The sequence below is a fragment of the Azospirillum argentinense genome, from assembly GCF_000632475.1.
In the GTDB taxonomy this organism is placed as follows: domain Bacteria; phylum Pseudomonadota; class Alphaproteobacteria; order Azospirillales; family Azospirillaceae; genus Azospirillum; species Azospirillum baldaniorum.
Genome location: NZ_CP007794.1, coordinates 1,315,055 through 1,331,176, shown reverse-complemented (window position 1 = coordinate 1,331,176; position 16,122 = coordinate 1,315,055). Strand labels below are relative to the sequence as shown.

General features: G+C 68.4%; 11 protein-coding genes. 4 read left to right on the top strand and 7 right to left on the bottom strand.

Annotated features, from left to right (window positions below):
* Positions 1-226 precede the first annotated feature (226 nt).
* From ABAZ39_RS20210 to ABAZ39_RS20195, 4 genes are all read right to left on the bottom strand, one after another.
* Complete coding sequence (locus ABAZ39_RS20210) at positions 227-1,153, bottom strand: class I SAM-dependent methyltransferase (RefSeq protein ID WP_040134558.1); 927 nt, start codon at positions 1,151-1,153, stop codon at positions 227-229.
* 191 nt (positions 1,154-1,344) lie between these two features.
* On the bottom strand, positions 1,345-2,613 hold the full coding sequence (locus ABAZ39_RS20205; RefSeq protein WP_040134557.1) for an endo-1,4-beta-xylanase: 1,269 nt from the start codon (positions 2,611-2,613) through the stop codon (positions 1,345-1,347).
* A 186-nt stretch (positions 2,614-2,799) separates the two neighbouring features.
* On the bottom strand, positions 2,800-5,166 hold the full coding sequence (locus ABAZ39_RS20200; protein WP_244947763.1) for a GumC family protein: 2,367 nt from the start codon (positions 5,164-5,166) through the stop codon (positions 2,800-2,802).
* A 3-nt stretch (positions 5,167-5,169) separates the two neighbouring features.
* Positions 5,170-5,949, bottom strand: a complete 780-nt coding sequence (locus ABAZ39_RS20195; protein ID WP_456526563.1) for a WecB/TagA/CpsF family glycosyltransferase — start codon at positions 5,947-5,949, stop codon at positions 5,170-5,172.
* A 483-nt stretch (positions 5,950-6,432) separates the two neighbouring features.
* On the opposite strand from ABAZ39_RS20195, the gene ABAZ39_RS20190 reads away from it, so the two are divergent.
* Positions 6,433-8,697, top strand: a complete 2,265-nt coding sequence (locus tag ABAZ39_RS20190; protein ID WP_040134554.1) for a helicase-related protein — start codon at positions 6,433-6,435, stop codon at positions 8,695-8,697.
* Between the two features lie 137 nt (positions 8,698-8,834).
* On the opposite strand, the gene gpmA is transcribed toward ABAZ39_RS20190, so the two are convergent.
* Positions 8,835-9,596, bottom strand: coding sequence for a 2,3-diphosphoglycerate-dependent phosphoglycerate mutase (gpmA, locus tag ABAZ39_RS20185; protein WP_040134553.1), 762 nt, complete (start codon positions 9,594-9,596; stop codon positions 8,835-8,837).
* 228 nt (positions 9,597-9,824) lie between these two features.
* Here gpmA and ABAZ39_RS20180 point away from each other — a divergent pair, with 228 nt between their 5' ends.
* Positions 9,825-10,103 carry a MarR family transcriptional regulator gene (locus ABAZ39_RS20180; RefSeq protein ID WP_236778250.1) on the top strand — a complete coding sequence of 93 codons (279 nt, stop codon included), beginning with the start codon at positions 9,825-9,827 and terminating at the stop codon, positions 10,101-10,103.
* A gap of 12 nt (positions 10,104-10,115) precedes the next feature.
* Positions 10,116-10,457, top strand: coding sequence for a hypothetical protein (locus tag ABAZ39_RS20175; RefSeq protein WP_040134552.1), 342 nt, complete (start codon positions 10,116-10,118; stop codon positions 10,455-10,457).
* A gap of 29 nt (positions 10,458-10,486) precedes the next feature.
* Here ABAZ39_RS20175 and ABAZ39_RS20170 read toward each other — a convergent pair whose 3' ends face one another.
* Complete coding sequence (locus tag ABAZ39_RS20170; RefSeq protein ID WP_040134551.1) at positions 10,487-10,684, bottom strand: Nif11-like leader peptide family natural product precursor; 198 nt, start codon at positions 10,682-10,684, stop codon at positions 10,487-10,489.
* A 207-nt stretch (positions 10,685-10,891) separates the two neighbouring features.
* On the bottom strand, positions 10,892-13,177 hold the full coding sequence (gene glgX / locus ABAZ39_RS20165; RefSeq protein WP_040134550.1) for a glycogen debranching protein GlgX: 2,286 nt from the start codon (positions 13,175-13,177) through the stop codon (positions 10,892-10,894).
* Between the two features lie 569 nt (positions 13,178-13,746).
* On the opposite strand from glgX, the gene ABAZ39_RS20160 reads away from it, so the two are divergent.
* Entirely contained in the window at positions 13,747-15,918 is a 2,172-nt protein-coding gene (locus tag ABAZ39_RS20160) for a hybrid sensor histidine kinase/response regulator (RefSeq protein ID WP_040134549.1), read from the top strand.
* Positions 15,919-16,122: the final 204 nt, after the last annotated feature.

The window sequence follows — 16,122 nt, the reverse complement described above, 5'->3', positions numbered from 1 at the left end:
AAGTAACCTCTCTCCATTTTCGGTGGAGCAAAGGTGAGGCCCAATTGGTTAACGAGATATTTCGGATTTTAGGGAAATGCTGCTCAAAAGCCACGGGCGGCTGTGAAAAGAATGAGGCGCGAAAAACCGCCTTTGCTGCGGTTTCCGCGCCACAGTGGGGCCTTGCGGCCACGGGGAGGAGAAAGTGTAAAGTCTTGTTACAGAAAGGTTTCCGAAATCCGCCGCCTCAGCCCTCGTGACTTTTGTGAGCCACCATGAAGACCTCCGGGCGGAACAGGTAGAGTTGGCCGAGCTTCCCGAGCTTGCGCCGCAGGGTTAACGGCATCGCCCCCATGAAGGATTCCACGGCCTTCACATAGGCGAGGTATCCGCGCCCGGACCCATGGATGTGCATGCGCCGGCGGATCGCCATCGGGGCGATGTAGACGGCCTCCATCCGGGTGAAGCCGGCCTCGCGCAGCGCGCGCTCGGTCTCGCTCCAGGTGTATTCGCGCAGATGCATGCAGATCGGCTCGTCCAGCCCGAAGACCTCCGACAGGTCCATCGGCCCGGCGTGCTTGTGCGGCATGCTGAGCACGTAGCGCCCGCCCGGCTTGAGGATGGCGTGCACGTTGGACAGGTGCACGGACACGTCCTCGGGGTGGAGATGCTCGATGACGTGGGTGGAGACGACGGCGTCGTAATAGCTGCGCGGCTCGAACTCGGCGAGGTTCACGCCGTCGCAGCAGCGCCACGTCACGTTGGAGCGCTCGTCCGTCCAGCGCTCACCACGCTCGCGGGTGATCTCGGTGGCGACGCAGCGGTGGCCGTGGCGGGCCAGGTAGCTGAGCAGCCGGCCCTTGCCCGACCCGACCTCGTAGACGTCCCGCGCACCTTTGAGCAGCGTCAGGAAGTGGCGGAAGTCCAGCTCGTCGTTCTGCGCCGCGGTGTCCACCGCGTCGTTCAGCCAGGGGCATTCGCTGTAGAGGGTGGTGTAGTTCCGCTCGAACACCGTCCAGCGCTCTTCGCGGCGGGAGTCCAGCAGCTCGCGGGCGAGCTGGCGTTCCAGGTCCCAATGCTGGCGGACCATGGTTTCGCTGAGGGGATAGTTCGGGGCCAGACCGAACTTCCGCTTGTAGCGGGCGACCAGCTCATCCGACGTCAACGTGTCCACAGATCACCTCGTTGGGAGAAACGCTGCTGTTCCGCTAATCTAAGGTCGCTGTCGGAAATCCTTACAGGCGCGGACGGCGGAGCGGGCCGCGCGATCGGGCGGGGTAGCGGGGCCGGAAGGGGTACCGCGCCGACTGCCGGACGGATTCGCCCCGGTCCGCCTCACCCCGGTCCGCCTCACCCCGACCGGCCTCACCCCGACCGGTTGCGCCCGCGCAACGCCTGCACCGACGCCTCGTACAAGGGCAGCGGGCGCGACGCCGCGTCGTAGGGGGAGGGATGGGGCTTCAGCTCCGGCATCTCCCGGGAGATGTAATTCAGGTCGGAACGCAGGTGCCACCAGCACAGCTCGGCCAGCCGGGCGTTGCCGGCGATGTCGCCCAGATACTGCCCGGCCAGGAAGGCCATGGCGCGGTCCTTCTCCGCCCGCGACCAGGAGCGTGGCAGGTGCTTCTCGTTCACGTCGAACTCGGTGACATGGATGGGCAGGCCCAGCCGGTCCATGGCCCGCAGAAAGCCCTTCATGCCCTCGCGGTCGTAGGGCTTGCCGGCCATCAGGTGGCTTTGCAGACCCACCCCGTCGATCGGCACGCCGCGCTTGACCGCGTCGGTCAGCCAGGTTTGGAAATAGGCGCGCTTGCGCTGCTGCCAGCCCTCGTCGATCTCGATGCCGAACTCGTTGATGACCAGCTTGGCGGAGGGGAATTCCTTGCGGATGTGGTGGAAGAAGGGGTCGAGCCAGTCCGGTCCCTTGGCGCCGCCGGCCACCACCCACCACATGCCCTTGCGGAAGCCGTAGCGGTCCTGCTCCTGCGGGTGACTGCGCTCGGTCTCCCAGAAGAAGGCCTCGTTCATCACGTCGATGCGGTAGAAGCTGTCGCCGTAGCGCTGCTTGACCGCCGCGACCATGGCGGTGAAGCGCGGCCAGTAATTGTCCTCGGACAGCGTGCCGTCGGCCGAGAAATACGCGCTCTCCCCGATGCCCAGCGCGCGCTGGCGGCTCGCCGGCAGCGTCATGTAGTCGGGCATGCCCATGTGCTGCCACAGGGCGCAGTGCCAATTGGGCTTGGCGCCGATGCGGCGGGCCAGCTCCACCCCGGCGTCGAAGCGGCCCCAGTCGAAATTGCCCTCCTGCGGCTGGAAGACGGCCCATTTGCCGCCATTCTCGGGCGTCACCACGTCGCATTCCCGCGCCATCAGCGTGTCGAGCATGGGGTCTTCCGGCTCGATCAGATGGTCGCGGGCGGCGCCGTGAAGAATCCCGGCGGCCCGGCAGGCGTCGCGCAGGGTGGGGTTGGGCACAACGTTCGCCACCGTGGCGGAGGCCGCCTCGGCGACGGACGGGCCGGCGGCGGCCTTGCAGCTTGCCAGAACCGCAGCGGCTGCGGCGGCGCGCAATGCGTCCCGGCGCGTGAAGGAGAGGGTTTTCGGCGAGGTGGCTTTTGGCGAGGTCTGGGCCATGGGCGTCGGGCCTCGTGTGGTTTGGAATGAAATGAAAATTCCCTCTCCCCCTGGGGAGAGGGTTAGGGTGAGGGGGTTGTGCGTGTCGGAACGTCCCTCGCAAGCGCATCCCCCTCACCGGCCCTCCGGGCCACCCTCTCCCCAGGGGGGAGAGGGTTATTCAGGCAGAGGTGAAGGAGACGTCGCTTACGGCGCGGCGCGCAGGGTCTGGTCGCCGTAGTATTTCCGCGTGGCGACGTAGCTGTTGTACGGACCCTGGTAGCCCTTGCTGGCCGCCTTCTTCAGGTTCACGTCGGTCATCACGCAGACGAACTTGCTGTGGTCGATCGGACCCAGGTCGGCCACCGCGTCCAGGTCGCTCGCCGTGGTGTGGCCCCAGCGGGTGACGAAGAGCACCTTGGAGGCGGCGCCGCAGACGATGCGGGCATCCGACACGGCCAGCGCCGGGGCGGTGTCGAACACCACCAGATCGAAGCTGGGCGACAGGCCGGCCATCAGCTGCACCAGGCTGTCGACGTTGAAGCGGTCCAGCGTCATCGGGTTCAGCTTGCCCGCCGGAACCATGGCGAAGGGCACGTCGTCGGAGGTGTGGACGATCTCGTCCAGCGTGGCGTCACCGGCGATCCAGTCCGACAGGCCCTTCTTGGTGGACAGGTCGAACAGACCCTCCATGCGGGAGCGGCGGAAGTCGGTGTCCACCACCACCACCCGGCGGCCGGCCTGGCTGGCGACCTGGGCGACGGCGAGCGTCAGCGAGGTCTTGCCGTCCTGCGGGCGGGCCGAGGTCACCGCCAGCGCACCGACCGGACCGAGATCCGACAGATGGTTGCGGAACAGGGCGCGCAGGGATTCGCTGAACAGCGAGAAGGGGTGGCGCTGGAAGATCTTGTAGAGCCGGCCCTTGGCCCCGCGGTCGCTGTGGTGCGGCACGATGTGGACGGTGCCGACGCCCAGGATGCGGCGCACGGCGTCCGGGGTGTGGATGCGGCGCTGGAGAAGCTCCAGACCGAAGACGCTGAAGATGGCCAGCGCAAGGGCGGCGACGAAGCCGGCCAGCAGCAGGAGGACGCGGAAGGGACCCGACGGCTCGTGCGGCACCTGCGGCGCGGAGACCAGCTTGACGGCGGCCGGGAAGGCGCGGCTGTCCTTCTGGGCCTCGACCTCTTCCAGACGGCCCAGCAGGCTGTCGAGAAGCTGGCGCTTGGCGGTCGCCTCGGATTCCAGGGTGCGCAGCGGGATCGCCTGCTCCTGCATGGTGGCGTAGCTGCCCTCCATGCGGGTGATCATGGAGCGGAGCGCGGTTTCCTGCTCGACCGCGACCTGGGCGGCTTCGCGGACGCCGTTGATCTCGCGGCGGATTTCCTGCTGGAGCGAGGAGTTGGCCTCGTTCAGGCGGCCCTGCAGCTCGACGATGCGCGGGTGCTTCGGACCGTACTGGCGGGAGAGCTGGGCCATTTCCGTGGAGATGGCGGCGACCGTGGCGCGGAGCTGGGCGACGACCGGGGAGGCGATGCTGCCGCCGATGGCGTTCCAGTTGCCGGCCTTCAGGTTGCGCTCCAGCGTGTCGGCCTGGGCGACCGAGCGGGCGCGGATGGCCGAGGCCTCGCTCAGGCGCAGGCGGGTCTGCTCAAGCTCGTTCTGGGCCATCAGGCCGGTGCCGCCCTTCAGCAGGCCGCCCTTGACGCGCGCTTCCTCGACCTTGGCGTCGGCCTCGGCCACCTCCTTGCGCAGCAGGACGATGCGGTCCTGCAGCCAGGAGATCGCGCTGGTCGACAGGTCGCGGTCCATCTGCTGGCGGGTTTCCATGTAGCGGCGGACGATGCCGTCCACCACGTCGCGGCTCAGCTGCGGCTCCTTGGAGGTGAAGCGCACCTGGATCACGCGCGACCGGCCGACGATGGCGACGTCCAGCTTGCGGTGGATGCGCGCGATGATCTGGTCGTTGCCCAGCGCCGCGTGCGCCTCGCGCGCCCGGATGTCCTGCGCCACCTCGTCACCGTGGCTCAGCAGCCAGGCGACCGGGGCCGGCGGGGTGCCTTCCCAGAAGCGCCCGGCGAGGTCGCGGCCGTAGGCCACCGCGCGCTCGACGAGCGGGAGCGTCTCGTCCTCCTGCGCCGGCGGGTTGAATTCCGGATGCTGGGCGAGCTGGAGATCGTTCACCACCTGGTTCAGCACCTGCGGCGACTTCAGGATCTCGATCTCGCTCAGGATGGCGGCGTCCTCGGTGGGGATCGCGCCCACCACCTGCTCGACCTCGCGGACGACGCGGACCTGCCGGTTGTCGACCAGCAGAAGGGCTTCGGAGGTGTACTGGTCCTTGAGCGTGGAGACGCCCAGGGCCGACAGGCCGGTCAGCACCACCACGATGGCCGCGATCAGCCACTTGTGGCTGCCCAGCACGCGCAGGATGAAGCGGAAGTCGGGACCCATGGACGGGGTCTGGGATTCGAACTCGCTGCGCCGGGACGGGCCGGGGGCGGCGGGCCATGCCGGAACCGGAGCCGGCGGACCGCCGTGATGGCCGCCATGATTGACTTGGGGCAGATTTTCCACGTCTCAAAGCTCCTTATGCATGGGCGCTGGTGCTGGGGCGCTGGACGAACGCATGGCGGCACGGCGCATAAGCATGACGGTGTGGGCGAAGCCGAAAGCGCCGACGCAATAGCGGCGAAACAGGCGGCGGGGCTCCTGGACCAACCGGAACGCCCATTCCAGCCCGATGCGCTGGACGGCGGCGGGGGCCCGGGTGAAGCGCCCGGCGAGGAAATCGATGATGGCGCCGCCGTTGACGATCAGCACCTTATGATCCAGCGCGCGCTTGAGCTGCACCGCGACCTCCTCCTGGCGGGGCATGCCCATGGCCAGGATGATGACGTCGGGCTGAAGCTCCCGCGCACGGGCGATGTAATGCTCCACGGAATGGAACCCGTGCTGGGCATCGACGTAGTCGTGCGGGGTCCGCTCCTTCAGCCGCTCGATCCCTTCGTCCAGCCAGGGCGCCGCGGTGCCGTAGACGGCGACCCGACGGGGCGACAGGTGGCGGAGGAGAAGCGGGATGAAGTCGGTGCCGTTCATGTTCAGCCCGACCGGCTGGTCGAGCCACGGCAGGGCCGTCTCCAGCGCCACCCCGTCCCGCAACAGGACGTCGGAGGCGCGGAAGGCCGACCACGCGGCGGAGGATCCCGCGCAGAGGTTCACGCCGTGAGCGTTGAGGAACGACAGGATGGTCGGTCGCTCGACGGCTGACAATGTCTTTATCAATGCATGGCGCTCGTCCTCGCAAGAAATACACCGTATTCTCTCGATCAGTGCCAGGACGTCACGAGGGGTCGGCATGCACATCTCCTAACCAAATCTGCGAAGCGACGACAGTTACGTTGTCTGTGCAACGATGATGCCCGACAGTTTGCGGTGCAGTAAGACGATATTGCTTGCTAACACTTTCGATTGGTGGCAGCCGGCGAAACCGTTACCGGGTACCCCTTTCGACGCGACCGCCGGACAACAGGGAATGATGTGGCCGGCACCGCCCCTTTTTCGCAGCGGTGGGATGGGAGAGGGGAAAGTTCAGGCGAATTAGCCCGGCCACGCCGGGAGAACCCCTGAATCGGCTTGCCCTATCCTATGGCTCCGACCATATAGGTACGCCCGTAGGGTGCCGGTGTGCAGAATAGGGGGTGGGCGTCCGTCCCGCGGCGCGGCACTGTTCGAGGTCCGGCAAAGCCCTCTTAAGACCGCCAGCCCCAACCAGCCCGCCAACCAGCCCCTTGAATTCTCAGGCCGATCTCTCCGGGGCCGGCGATGGAAGAAGACCAGTTCATGAGCAACGACGAGACCACCCCCCGCCAAGCCGGCACCGCTGACGAATTCGACCGCCGCGACGCGCTGCGCGCCATCGCCGCGGTGGTGCGCGGCGACGGGATCGAGGTGGACGCCGACAGCACCCCGGCCCGCTGGTCGGTCGCCGTCGTCCACGAGGTGGTCGTTCCCGGAACCGACCGGAAGCTGAAGCTGCGGTTCCGCGTGGCGCTCGGGCCGCTGCCCGACATCGAGGCGGAGCTGTGGGGCCTGATGACCGCGGAGGAGGGCTTCGGCCGTCCCCAGGCGAAGACACTGGGCAAGCGGGTCAAGGCGGCCTGCCTGTCCTCCGCCGCCATCGAGAAGGCGCGCGGGCGGGTGGACGGCTGGTTCGCCTCCATGGCCCAGCGCGCCAACGGCTTCGGCGAGGCGTGGCGGCCCAAGGGCTTCGCCGACGAGCTGGGCCGGGTGATCGGCTTCGGCGGCCGCATCCCGCGCCTGCAGACCCTGCTGGACGCGCTGGAGGAGGCCTTTTCCACCGCCGCCGCCCGCGCCGGCCTGAAGGTCCGGCGGGAGCGGCTGGAGAACGCCTCCGGCCTCGGTGTCTATCTCGACAGCTTCGCCACGGCCCGCGCCATGGTGCGCAAGCTGCGGCTGTTCGTCGGCCCGACCAACTCCGGCAAGACCCACGCCGCCATGGACCGGCTGGCCGAGGCGCAGAGCGGCTGCTACCTCGCCCCGCTGCGCCTGCTGGCGCTGGAGGGGCAGGAGGCGCTGGAGACGCGCGGGCGCCCGTGCAGCCTCGTCACCGGCGAGGAGCGCGACGTGCGGCCCGGCGCCTCCTTCACCTCCTCGACCATCGAGATGGTCAACACGTCCAAGGTCTGGGGCGCCTGCGTCATCGACGAGATCCAGATGATCGGCGACCCCGACCGCGGCTGGGCCTGGACCCAGGCGGTGGCCGGCGTGGCCGCTCCGGAAATCCTGATGACCGGCTCCGCCGACGCCATCCCTTACGTGCAGCGCCTCGCCACGGCGCTGGGGGAGGAGCTGGAGGTCGTGGAGTTCACCCGCAAGTCGCCGCTGCGCGTGCAGGAGGAGCGGGTGCCGCTGGAGAATGTCCGCCGTGGCGACGCGGTGATCGCCTTCTCGCGCAAGGACGTGATGGGGCTGCGGCGCGAGCTGCTGGCCCGCGACCACACGGTGGCGGTGATCTACGGCGCCCTGTCGCCGGAGGTGCGGCGGGCCGAGGCGCGGCGCTTCCGCGACGGCACGGCGGACGTGCTGGTGGCGACCGACGCCATCGGCATGGGGCTGAACCTGCCGGTCGCCCGCGTTGTCCTGTCGACCACCCGCAAGTATGACGGGCGGGAGGAGCGCGACCTGAACTCCTCCGAAATCCGTCAGATCGGCGGACGGGCGGGGCGCTTCGGCATGCACGAGGAAGGCCGCGTCGCGGTGCTGGAGGGGGAGAACATCAACCCGGTGCGCCGGGCGCTGACCACCCCGCCGGTGCCGCCGGAGGACCCGCGGGCCTGGATCAGCCCTAACCTGACCCATGTCGAGGCCATCGCGCGCGAGCTGGACACCGACAGCCTCGCCAAGGTGCTGCGCACGGCGGGGCAGGAGCTGCTGCGCGCCAACCAGACTTTCCGCATGACCGACTTGGAGCAGCGCATCCAGGCCGCAGCCGCGGTGGACCGGGCGAAGCTGCCGCTGGCGGTGCGCGACATGCTGGCGCGCTGCCCCATCGACGTGCGCGACCAGAACAACCTGCGCCTGCTGGCGCTGTGGGCGACCAACCAGGGTAAGGGAATCCGCAACTCCGCCCCCGACGCCGCCGAACGCTTCCACCACCGCGTCGGCACCGATGTGGAGTTGGAGAAGGCGGAGCGCGCGGTGAAGGAGCTGACCGCCTACGCGTGGCTGGCCTACCGCTTCCCCGACGCCTATCCGGACATGGACCTGTGCCAGGAGCGCCGGGCCATGCTGAACGCCTTTATCGAGCGGACCCTGGCCGAACGCTCGCTGGCCCGCGCCTGCCCGGTCTGCGGCACGCGGCTGAAGGCCAACCACCGCTTCCGGGTCTGCGACAGCTGCTACGCCGGGCGGGTGGAGGAGCGGCAGGGCGACCGCCGCGGCCGCCGTCCCGACGGGGCGCGGGGTCCGGACAAGGGGGCGGCCCCGGCGGAGGGCGGCCACCCGCAATTCCACCACCCGCTGCCCGGCCGCAAGCGCGGCAAGGGCGGGGCGGGGCATCGCGGGCGCCGGCCGGCCGGGGGATGAGGTTTGTCCCTCGCCCCTCTGGGGAGAGGGGGGCCCGAAGGGCCGGGTGAGGGGGATGCGCGTGACGGCAGGTTCGGCACAAGCGCAACCCCCTCACCCCAACCCTCTCCCGGGGCGGGAGAGGGAATTCCAAGCCCTCACGCTGCCACGACGCCGCTCGGACCGCTGTCCTCCCGGCGGGTCCAGGTGATCTCCTCGGTGCCGCCGCCCTCGGTCAGGAAATAGCGGCGCAGCGGCACCAGATCGGCGCCCAGCTCGTAGACCAGCGGGCGGCTGGTCGGGATTTCGAACAGCGGGATGTCCTGGTCGGGCACCTTGTCGAGATGCTTCACGAGGCCGCGCAGGCTGTTGCCGTGGGCCGACACCAGCACCCGCGCGCCCAGCCGCAGGGCCGGGCAAATGCCCTCCTCCCAGAAGGGGATCACCCGGTCCGTGGTGTCCTTCAGGCTTTCGCCGCGGGGCAGATTCGCGCGGCCGATGCCGGCGTAGCGCCGGTCCGACACCGCGGAGCACGGGTCCTCGGGCTCGACCGGCGGGGGCGGGACGTCCCAGCTTCGCCGCCACAGGAAAACCTGATCGGCGCCATGCCGGGCCGCCGTCTCCGTCTTGTTCAGTCCCTGGAGCGCGCCGTAATGGCGCTCGTTCAGGCGCCAGTGCTTGTGCACCGGCAGCCACATCCGGTCCATCTCCTCCAGCACGATGTCGAGCGTCTTGATCGCCCGCTTCAGGACGGAGGTGAAGGCCACGTCGAAATCGAATCCGGCCTGTTTCATCAGACCGGCGGCGTGGCGGGTTTCGGCCACCCCCTGTTCGGTCAGATCGACGTCGGTCCAGCCGGTGAACAGATCCGAGCGGTTCCAGACGCTCTGACCGTGCCGCAGCAGCACGAGCCGATGCATGGGTCCCCTCCTCCTCACGTGACGGTTGCTCCTTCGGGGAACGGGAGGGTGGGGGAAAGGGTTCCGGCCGGGGCGTCACAAATGGCCCAGCTTTATGTCAATTTGGAAACGCACGCGACACATTCGGACAACAAATGCGGGGTAATCTGCGGAGCAGGCGAAATTATACGCCCGGCGCGTTGCGCAGCCGGACTGCGACGCCGAGCCAACTTGCGTTCCGAGGCCGCCATGCAGCATCATGACCTCCTCTCCAGGACCGTTTCGACCGATCGGGACATCACCCTGGAGGCGCTTCGTGTGTTCACCTATCTGAGCCGGCGGCTCCATTTCGACCGTCCCGTGCCGGTGCTCCAGTCCGAACTGGCGGATGCGCTCGGCATGCAGCGGCCCAACGTCAACCGGGCCATCAAGCTGCTGGAGACCAAGCAGATCCTTCTGCGGGACTCCAAACTGGGGCGTGCGATCACGTTCCGGTTGAACCCGGAACTGGAGGGCGGCCGGGCCTGAAACTGGTCCGGAATGATTTTCGAAACGCGTCACCTTGTCTTCACGAACTCGGCCCTCAAGAAAGCCTTCGGCTGGTACCAGAAGGTGCCGAATCAGACCGATCTTCCCTTGGGGCTGATCGCCTCCGTCGTTCCCAAATCGGACGGGGGCGTGGTGGTCATGGTGCAGCAGGGGGCCGCGAAGGTGCGGGACGTCGCCTTCATGCCCAGCAAGACGCTCGGCATCCTCCTGCTTTTCTGCCGCCGCCAGAAAATTCCGATTCCGCGCGACGCCGACAAGGACATCTTCCAGTCCGACGACGGGATCATGCTGACGATCCGCGGCAGTTGCAGCACCACGGCGCCGCCGCCGTGATCGCGCCTGCGTGATCGTTCCCGGCCGGCTCAGTCGGTTCCGCAGGCGACGGGCTGGGCCACGGCCAAGGGAATGTCCGCCTCGGTGAAGCGAAAGCCGTGACCGGCGGCGAAATCCACCAGATCGCCCAGGGTCAGCAGGCCGCGCGACGCCCGCCGCAGCGCCACACGCAGGGCCGGGTCGGCCTCGGTCGCAACCAGGAATCGGATGTAGTCGCCATGACACATGCCCAAACCTCCTGGAATTGTTGCGACGACCCTTCGTCCCGGAGCGCGGAAACGTCGTCGATGCTGCATTGCGGACGCAAGCAATGGCTCAACGCGAACAGTCCGCCATCTTGATATCGTCTATTTGCCTAAAATTGTATATAAAAAGATCGAGAAACGGTGCGGCGTCCTGCCGCACCGTTCTCTAAGACCAGATCGGGCCGGTGATCACTCGCCCGACTGCTGCACCGCCTCGGCCGGGCTGGAGCCCGACGCGATGCTGTCCGGCGTGATCGCCGCCACCGGCTCGCCCGGCCCGGACGCGGCGCGCAGAGCCCGCGCGGCGGCCTTCAGCCCGATGTCGGAACGACGGTCGGGCATCAGTTCGAACAGCAGCAGCGACCGCCCGTTGACCGGGATCTCGTCTCCGGTCTGGGCGGTGGCGACCTCCAGCCGGTCGGGCTCCGTGGTGTCCACCAGCGTCAGCCAGCGGCTGCCGCCCGCAACCTCCGGCAGCTTGAAGGGCACCACGTCGTGGTAGGCATTGATGATGAGCAGCAGCGTGGCGTCGGATGCCACCTTCTTGATGCCCGTGGCCTGCGCCCGCCCGTCGAGCAGCATGCCCAGGCAGCGCGCCATGGGGTCCTGCCACTGCTCGGTCGTCTTCTCCTCGCCGGCGGGGGTGATCCAGGTGAGGTCCTTCACCTCCAGGTCGGGGTTGTAGGCGCCGGTGAAGAAGCGCCCGCGGCGCAGCAGCGGGTGGCTCTGCCGCAGCCCGATCAGGTGGCGGACGAAGTCGGTCAGCGCCCAGCCCTCGTCGCTGACGCCTTCCCAGTCGATCCAGCTGATCTCGTTGTCCTGGCAGTAGGCGTTGTTGTTGCCGTTCTGGCTGCGGGCGAACTCGTCGCCGGCCAGGATCATCGGCGTGCCCTGGGACAGCAGCAGCGTGGCCAGCAGGTTGCGCATCTGGCGGAAGCGCAGGGCGTTGATCTCCGGATCGTCGGTCGGCCCCTCCGCCCCGTGGTTCCAGGAGATGTTGTGCGAATGGCCGTCGCGGTTGTCCTCGCCGTTCGCGTCGTTGTGCTTGTCGTTGTAGGAGACGAGGTCGTTCAGCGTGAAGCCGTCATGGGCGGTGACGAAGTTGACGCTGGCCCAGGGTTTGCGCCCACGCCGGTTGAACACGTCCGCCGAGGCGGCCATGCGGGTCGCCAGTTCGGGCAGCTTGCCCTCGTCGCCCTTCCAGTAGGAGCGCACGGTGTCGCGGAACTTGTCGTTCCACTCCGCCCAGCCCGGCGGGAAGCCGCCGACCTGATAGCCGCCGGGGCCGCAGTCCCACGGCTCGGCGATCAGCTTGACGCGCGACAGCACCGGGTCTTGGCGGCAGGCGTCGAGGAAGCCGCCGCTGTGGTCGAAGCCGTAGGTCTCCCGCGCCAGGATGGTGGCGAGGTCGAAGCGGAAGCCGTCCACATGCATCTCGGTCACCCAGTAGCGCAGGGAATCGGTGACCATCTGCAGGACGCGCGAATGCACGAGGTTCAGCGTGTTGCCCGTGCCGGTGTCGTTGATGTAGTAGCGCGGGTCCGGCGCCAGCCGGTAGTAGGAGGCGTTGTCGATGCCCTTGAAGGACAGCGTCGGCCCCATCTCGTTGCCTTCGGCGGTGTGGTTGTAGACGACGTCGAGGATCACCTCGATCCCGGCGTCGTGCAGGCGGGCGACCATCTCCTTGAACTCGTGGATCGCGCCGGTTGCCATGTAGCGCGGGTCGGGCGCGAAGAAGGAGATGCTGTTGTAGCCCCAGTAGTTGCGCAGCCCCTTTTCCAGCAGGTAGCGGTCGTCCACGAAGGCGTGGACCGGCAGAAGCTCCACCGCCGTGACGCCCAGCGAGCGGATGTATTCCACCACCTCCTGCTGGGCGAAGCCGGCGAAGGTGCCGCGGTACTGCGGCGGCACCGCCGGGTGCCGCATGGTGTAGCCGCGCACATGGGTCTCGTAGAAGATCGACTTCTCCCAGGGGATCGCCGGGTGGCGGTCATGGCCCCAGGTGAAGGCCGGGTCGATCACCACGCATTTCGGCATGCCGGGGGCGCTGTCGCGCCGGTCGAAGGACAGATCGCCGCGCGGCGAGCCGACGCGGTAGCCGAAATGCGCGTCCGACCAGCGCAGCGGCCCGACCATATGCTTGGCGTAGGGATCGAGCAGCAGCTTGTTCGGGTTGAAGCGATGGCCCGCCTTGGGTTCGTACGGCCCGTGGACCCGGTAGCCGTAGACGGTGCCCGGCCGGGCGTCCGGCAGATAGCCGTGCCACACCTCGTCGGTGTATTCGGGCAGCTCGATCCGTTCCAGCTCGCGGCGTCCCTCCTGGTCGAACAGGCACAGTTCCACCTTGGTGGCGTTGGCGGAAAACAGCGCGAAGTTGACGCCCAGCCCGTCCCATGTGGCACCGAGAGGGTAGGGAAGACCTTCCCGGATGCGGGACTGGCGGAAAACTTTAGGAGCGAACGGCGGCTTCTTCACGGTTGAACCTCGTGTGGGCGCGTTGCGGCATGAAGCAGCACAGGAACGCGCAGACCGCCTTGGTGATCCCGTCATCGGCACAATTTCCGATGAATGCCGGAGCCTCAACTCCTGGCCGAACCAATTGGTGCCCCCTCACCCAAAGAGTGGGTTCGGTATGAGCATGGTCATAGTCGTCATGGCGGGTCGCGCCGATAACTATCGCATGCTATCATCGGTTCCAGACAATAAAGGCAAATAAACTTCTGGGGGATGTCCGGGAGCTTCTCGATAAAGGGCTGAGGAAACGGGTGTAACGCAGATGACAACTTTCGCCTTTCCACGCCGTCCCCGGGTCTTTAGGGTTGAAGTCGCGGGAAGATCAATGAAGGGCAGGTCCGGCCGCCATTCCTCTCCGGCCTTTTCGACCCAGACGCGATTTGCTGTCCGGCGACCCGCGAACCATTGAGTGTCCTCCCCATCCATCGATCATCGCTCCAGGCACAGGCTTCGCCGGTGACCTGTGGCATCGTGCATCCGGCGGGCCGGCGACGCCCTCTCCGTTCCGCCTTACCAAGACGCCCCCGCCCATGATCCGGCTCTCGGTCAACGCCCTGCTGAACTTCCACCCGAAGGCCATCCTGGCGGCCATTGTCCTGGTGATGACGCTGCTTGGCGGTGTGGCCTGGGGTGGGCTGTCTCTGGTCGATTACGTCAGCACGCTCGACCGGGCCGAGCGCGGCACCCGGCAGGCCGCCGCCTTTCTCGAAGGCCACGCCGACGCGGTGCTGGACGGCGGCGCCGCCGCTCTGGCGCGGGTGGCCGACCGTCTGGAGGAGGGCGGCTTCGCGGCGCTCCCCGACCATGCTCTGGGCGAGGCGCTGGCGGCGTCGCGCTTCGGTGCGCTGTCCATCCTGGACGCCGGCGGCCGGACGGTGTTCGGCCCCTCCATCCATCCCGACGGCGGCACGGCCAGTCTGTTCCAGGGGGCGGACGGCGCTCTCGAGCTTTTGCACGGACAGGTGGACGGGCTGGACTCCATCCTGATGGTCCGCCGCATCCTGGGGCGCGAGGGCATCCTGGAGGGGGCGGTCCTGCTGGCGCTTCCGTCCTCCAGCCTGCACACCGTGCTCGACGTCTTCGGCGACGGGCGGCACAGCGTGGCCGGGCTGTTCCGCTTGGACGGCACCCGGCTGGCCGGCATCGGAGGCGCTGGGGGCATCGGCATTGGGGGCGGCACTGGAGGCGACACCGGGATCGGACCGCTTCCCACGCTGGAGCCGGGGGCGGAGAGCGGCGACGGCGACTGGAGCGTCGCGGGGCAGGGGGTGGTCATCGGCCTGAAGCGGATGCGCGACTTCCCGGCGGTGGCGGCGGTTGCCCTGCCGCGCAGCGTCGTCCTGGAGCCGTGGAGCAACCGCCTGCAGCACGGCTTCATGATGGTCGGCGTCAGCGTCGTCGCGCTGTTCGGTCTGGCAGCGCTCGGCTGGGCCAGCCTGCGGCGCGAGGCGGCGGCCCGCGACGCCCTGCGCGACGCCAACGCCCGGCTGGAGCAGCGGGTGGAGGAGCGCACCGCCGACCTGCGCTCGCTCAACCAGAAGCTCGTCCGCGCCCTGGCCGAGAAGGAGCGCGCCAATCAGGCCAAGGCCCGCTTCCTGTCGGCGGCCAACCACGACCTGCGCCAGCCTTTCCAGGCGCTGCGCCTGTTCCACCACCTGCTGATGGAACGGCTGAAGGAGCCGCGCGAGCGGTCCATCGCCGAGAAGATGGGCGAGGCGCTGGACAGCGGAGAAAAGCTGCTGCACGCGCTGCTGGAGGTCGCCACGCTGGACGCCGGGGTGGTCCGCCCGAACATCGCCGACGTGCCGGTCGCCACCGTTCTGGACGGTGTGGCGGCGGAGTTCCGGGGGCTGGCGGCGGACAAGAAACTGGATTTGCGGGTGCGCGGCTGCGCCGCCATGGTGCGCACCGACGCCACCCTGCTGACGCGGATGCTGGGCGACCTGCTGCGCAACGCCATCGCCTACACCCCGGCGGGCGGCGTCGTGGTCGGCTGCCGGCGGCGCGGCCAATGGCTGCGCATCGAGGTGTGGGACACCGGCTCCGGCATCGCGGCGGAGCATCTCGACGCCATTTTCGAAGACTTCGTGCAGTTGGGCAACCCGGAGCGCGACCGCCGCCGCGGCCTGGGGCTGGGGCTCCCCAAGGTGCGCCGCAAGGCCGCGCTTCTGGGGCACGCGGTGGAGGTCCGCTCGCGTCCCGGCCAGGGGTCCGTCTTCTCGATCATGGTTCCGCTGGCGGCCAGCGAATCGCGGACGGACGCGGTGGCCGCGGCTCCCGCCGGCCGGGCGGAGGGCTCCGACACCCGCCTGATCCTGATCGTGGAGGACGACCCGGTGCAGAGCGCCGGGATGCAGCTCCTTCTGGAAAGCTGGGGGCACGATGTTCTGGTGGCGGCGGACGGGCCGGCGGCGCTGGCGACCCTGCGCGCGGCGCCGCGCTGTCCGGACGTGATCCTGTCGGATTTCCGCCTGCCGGGACCGCTGACCGGCGCCGAGACGGTCACCCGCGCGGCGGAGCAGCAAGGGCGCCCCATTCCCGGCATCATCCTGACCGGCGACACCGCCCCCGAGCGCATCCGCGAGGCGGTGGCCGTCGGCTGCCGTCTGCTGCACAAGCCCGTCACCCCCGACGTGCTGCGCGACGCGCTGAACGCCCTGGGCACGGAGCGCCAGCCGCTCCGCCAGCCGTCCGCGGCCTGACGGGTGGAACGGCGTTTCCGGCGACAGGAACGGTCTCCTATCGAGAGCTGCATTAAAGCGGATTGCAATCCGCTTTGTACCGCGACGGCGGTCCCGGTCGCATATGCGACCGGAGCCCGCCGGCGAATGAGGCGATAAGAGTCTAAAGCGAACGGAAGTTCGCTTTAATCATTCGTGAAGGCCACAAAGGGTACTCTGAAACCG

Coding starts and splice junctions, on each gene's coding strand:
- ABAZ39_RS20205 (WP_040134557.1), bottom strand. CDS start 2,613: ATGGCCCAGACCTCGCCAAAAGCCACCTCGCCGAAAACCCTCTCCTTC.
- ABAZ39_RS20195 (WP_456526563.1), bottom strand. CDS start 5,949: ATGCCGACCCCTCGTGACGTCCTGGCACTGATCGAGAGAATACGGTGT.
- ABAZ39_RS20190 (WP_040134554.1), top strand. CDS start 6,433: ATGAGCAACGACGAGACCACCCCCCGCCAAGCCGGCACCGCTGACGAA.
- gpmA (WP_040134553.1), bottom strand. CDS start 9,596: ATGCATCGGCTCGTGCTGCTGCGGCACGGTCAGAGCGTCTGGAACCGC.
- ABAZ39_RS20180 (WP_236778250.1), top strand. CDS start 9,825: ATGCAGCATCATGACCTCCTCTCCAGGACCGTTTCGACCGATCGGGAC.
- ABAZ39_RS20175 (WP_040134552.1), top strand. CDS start 10,116: ATGATTTTCGAAACGCGTCACCTTGTCTTCACGAACTCGGCCCTCAAG.
- ABAZ39_RS20170 (WP_040134551.1), bottom strand. CDS start 10,684: ATGTGTCATGGCGACTACATCCGATTCCTGGTTGCGACCGAGGCCGAC.
- ABAZ39_RS20160 (WP_040134549.1), top strand. CDS start 13,747: ATGATCCGGCTCTCGGTCAACGCCCTGCTGAACTTCCACCCGAAGGCC.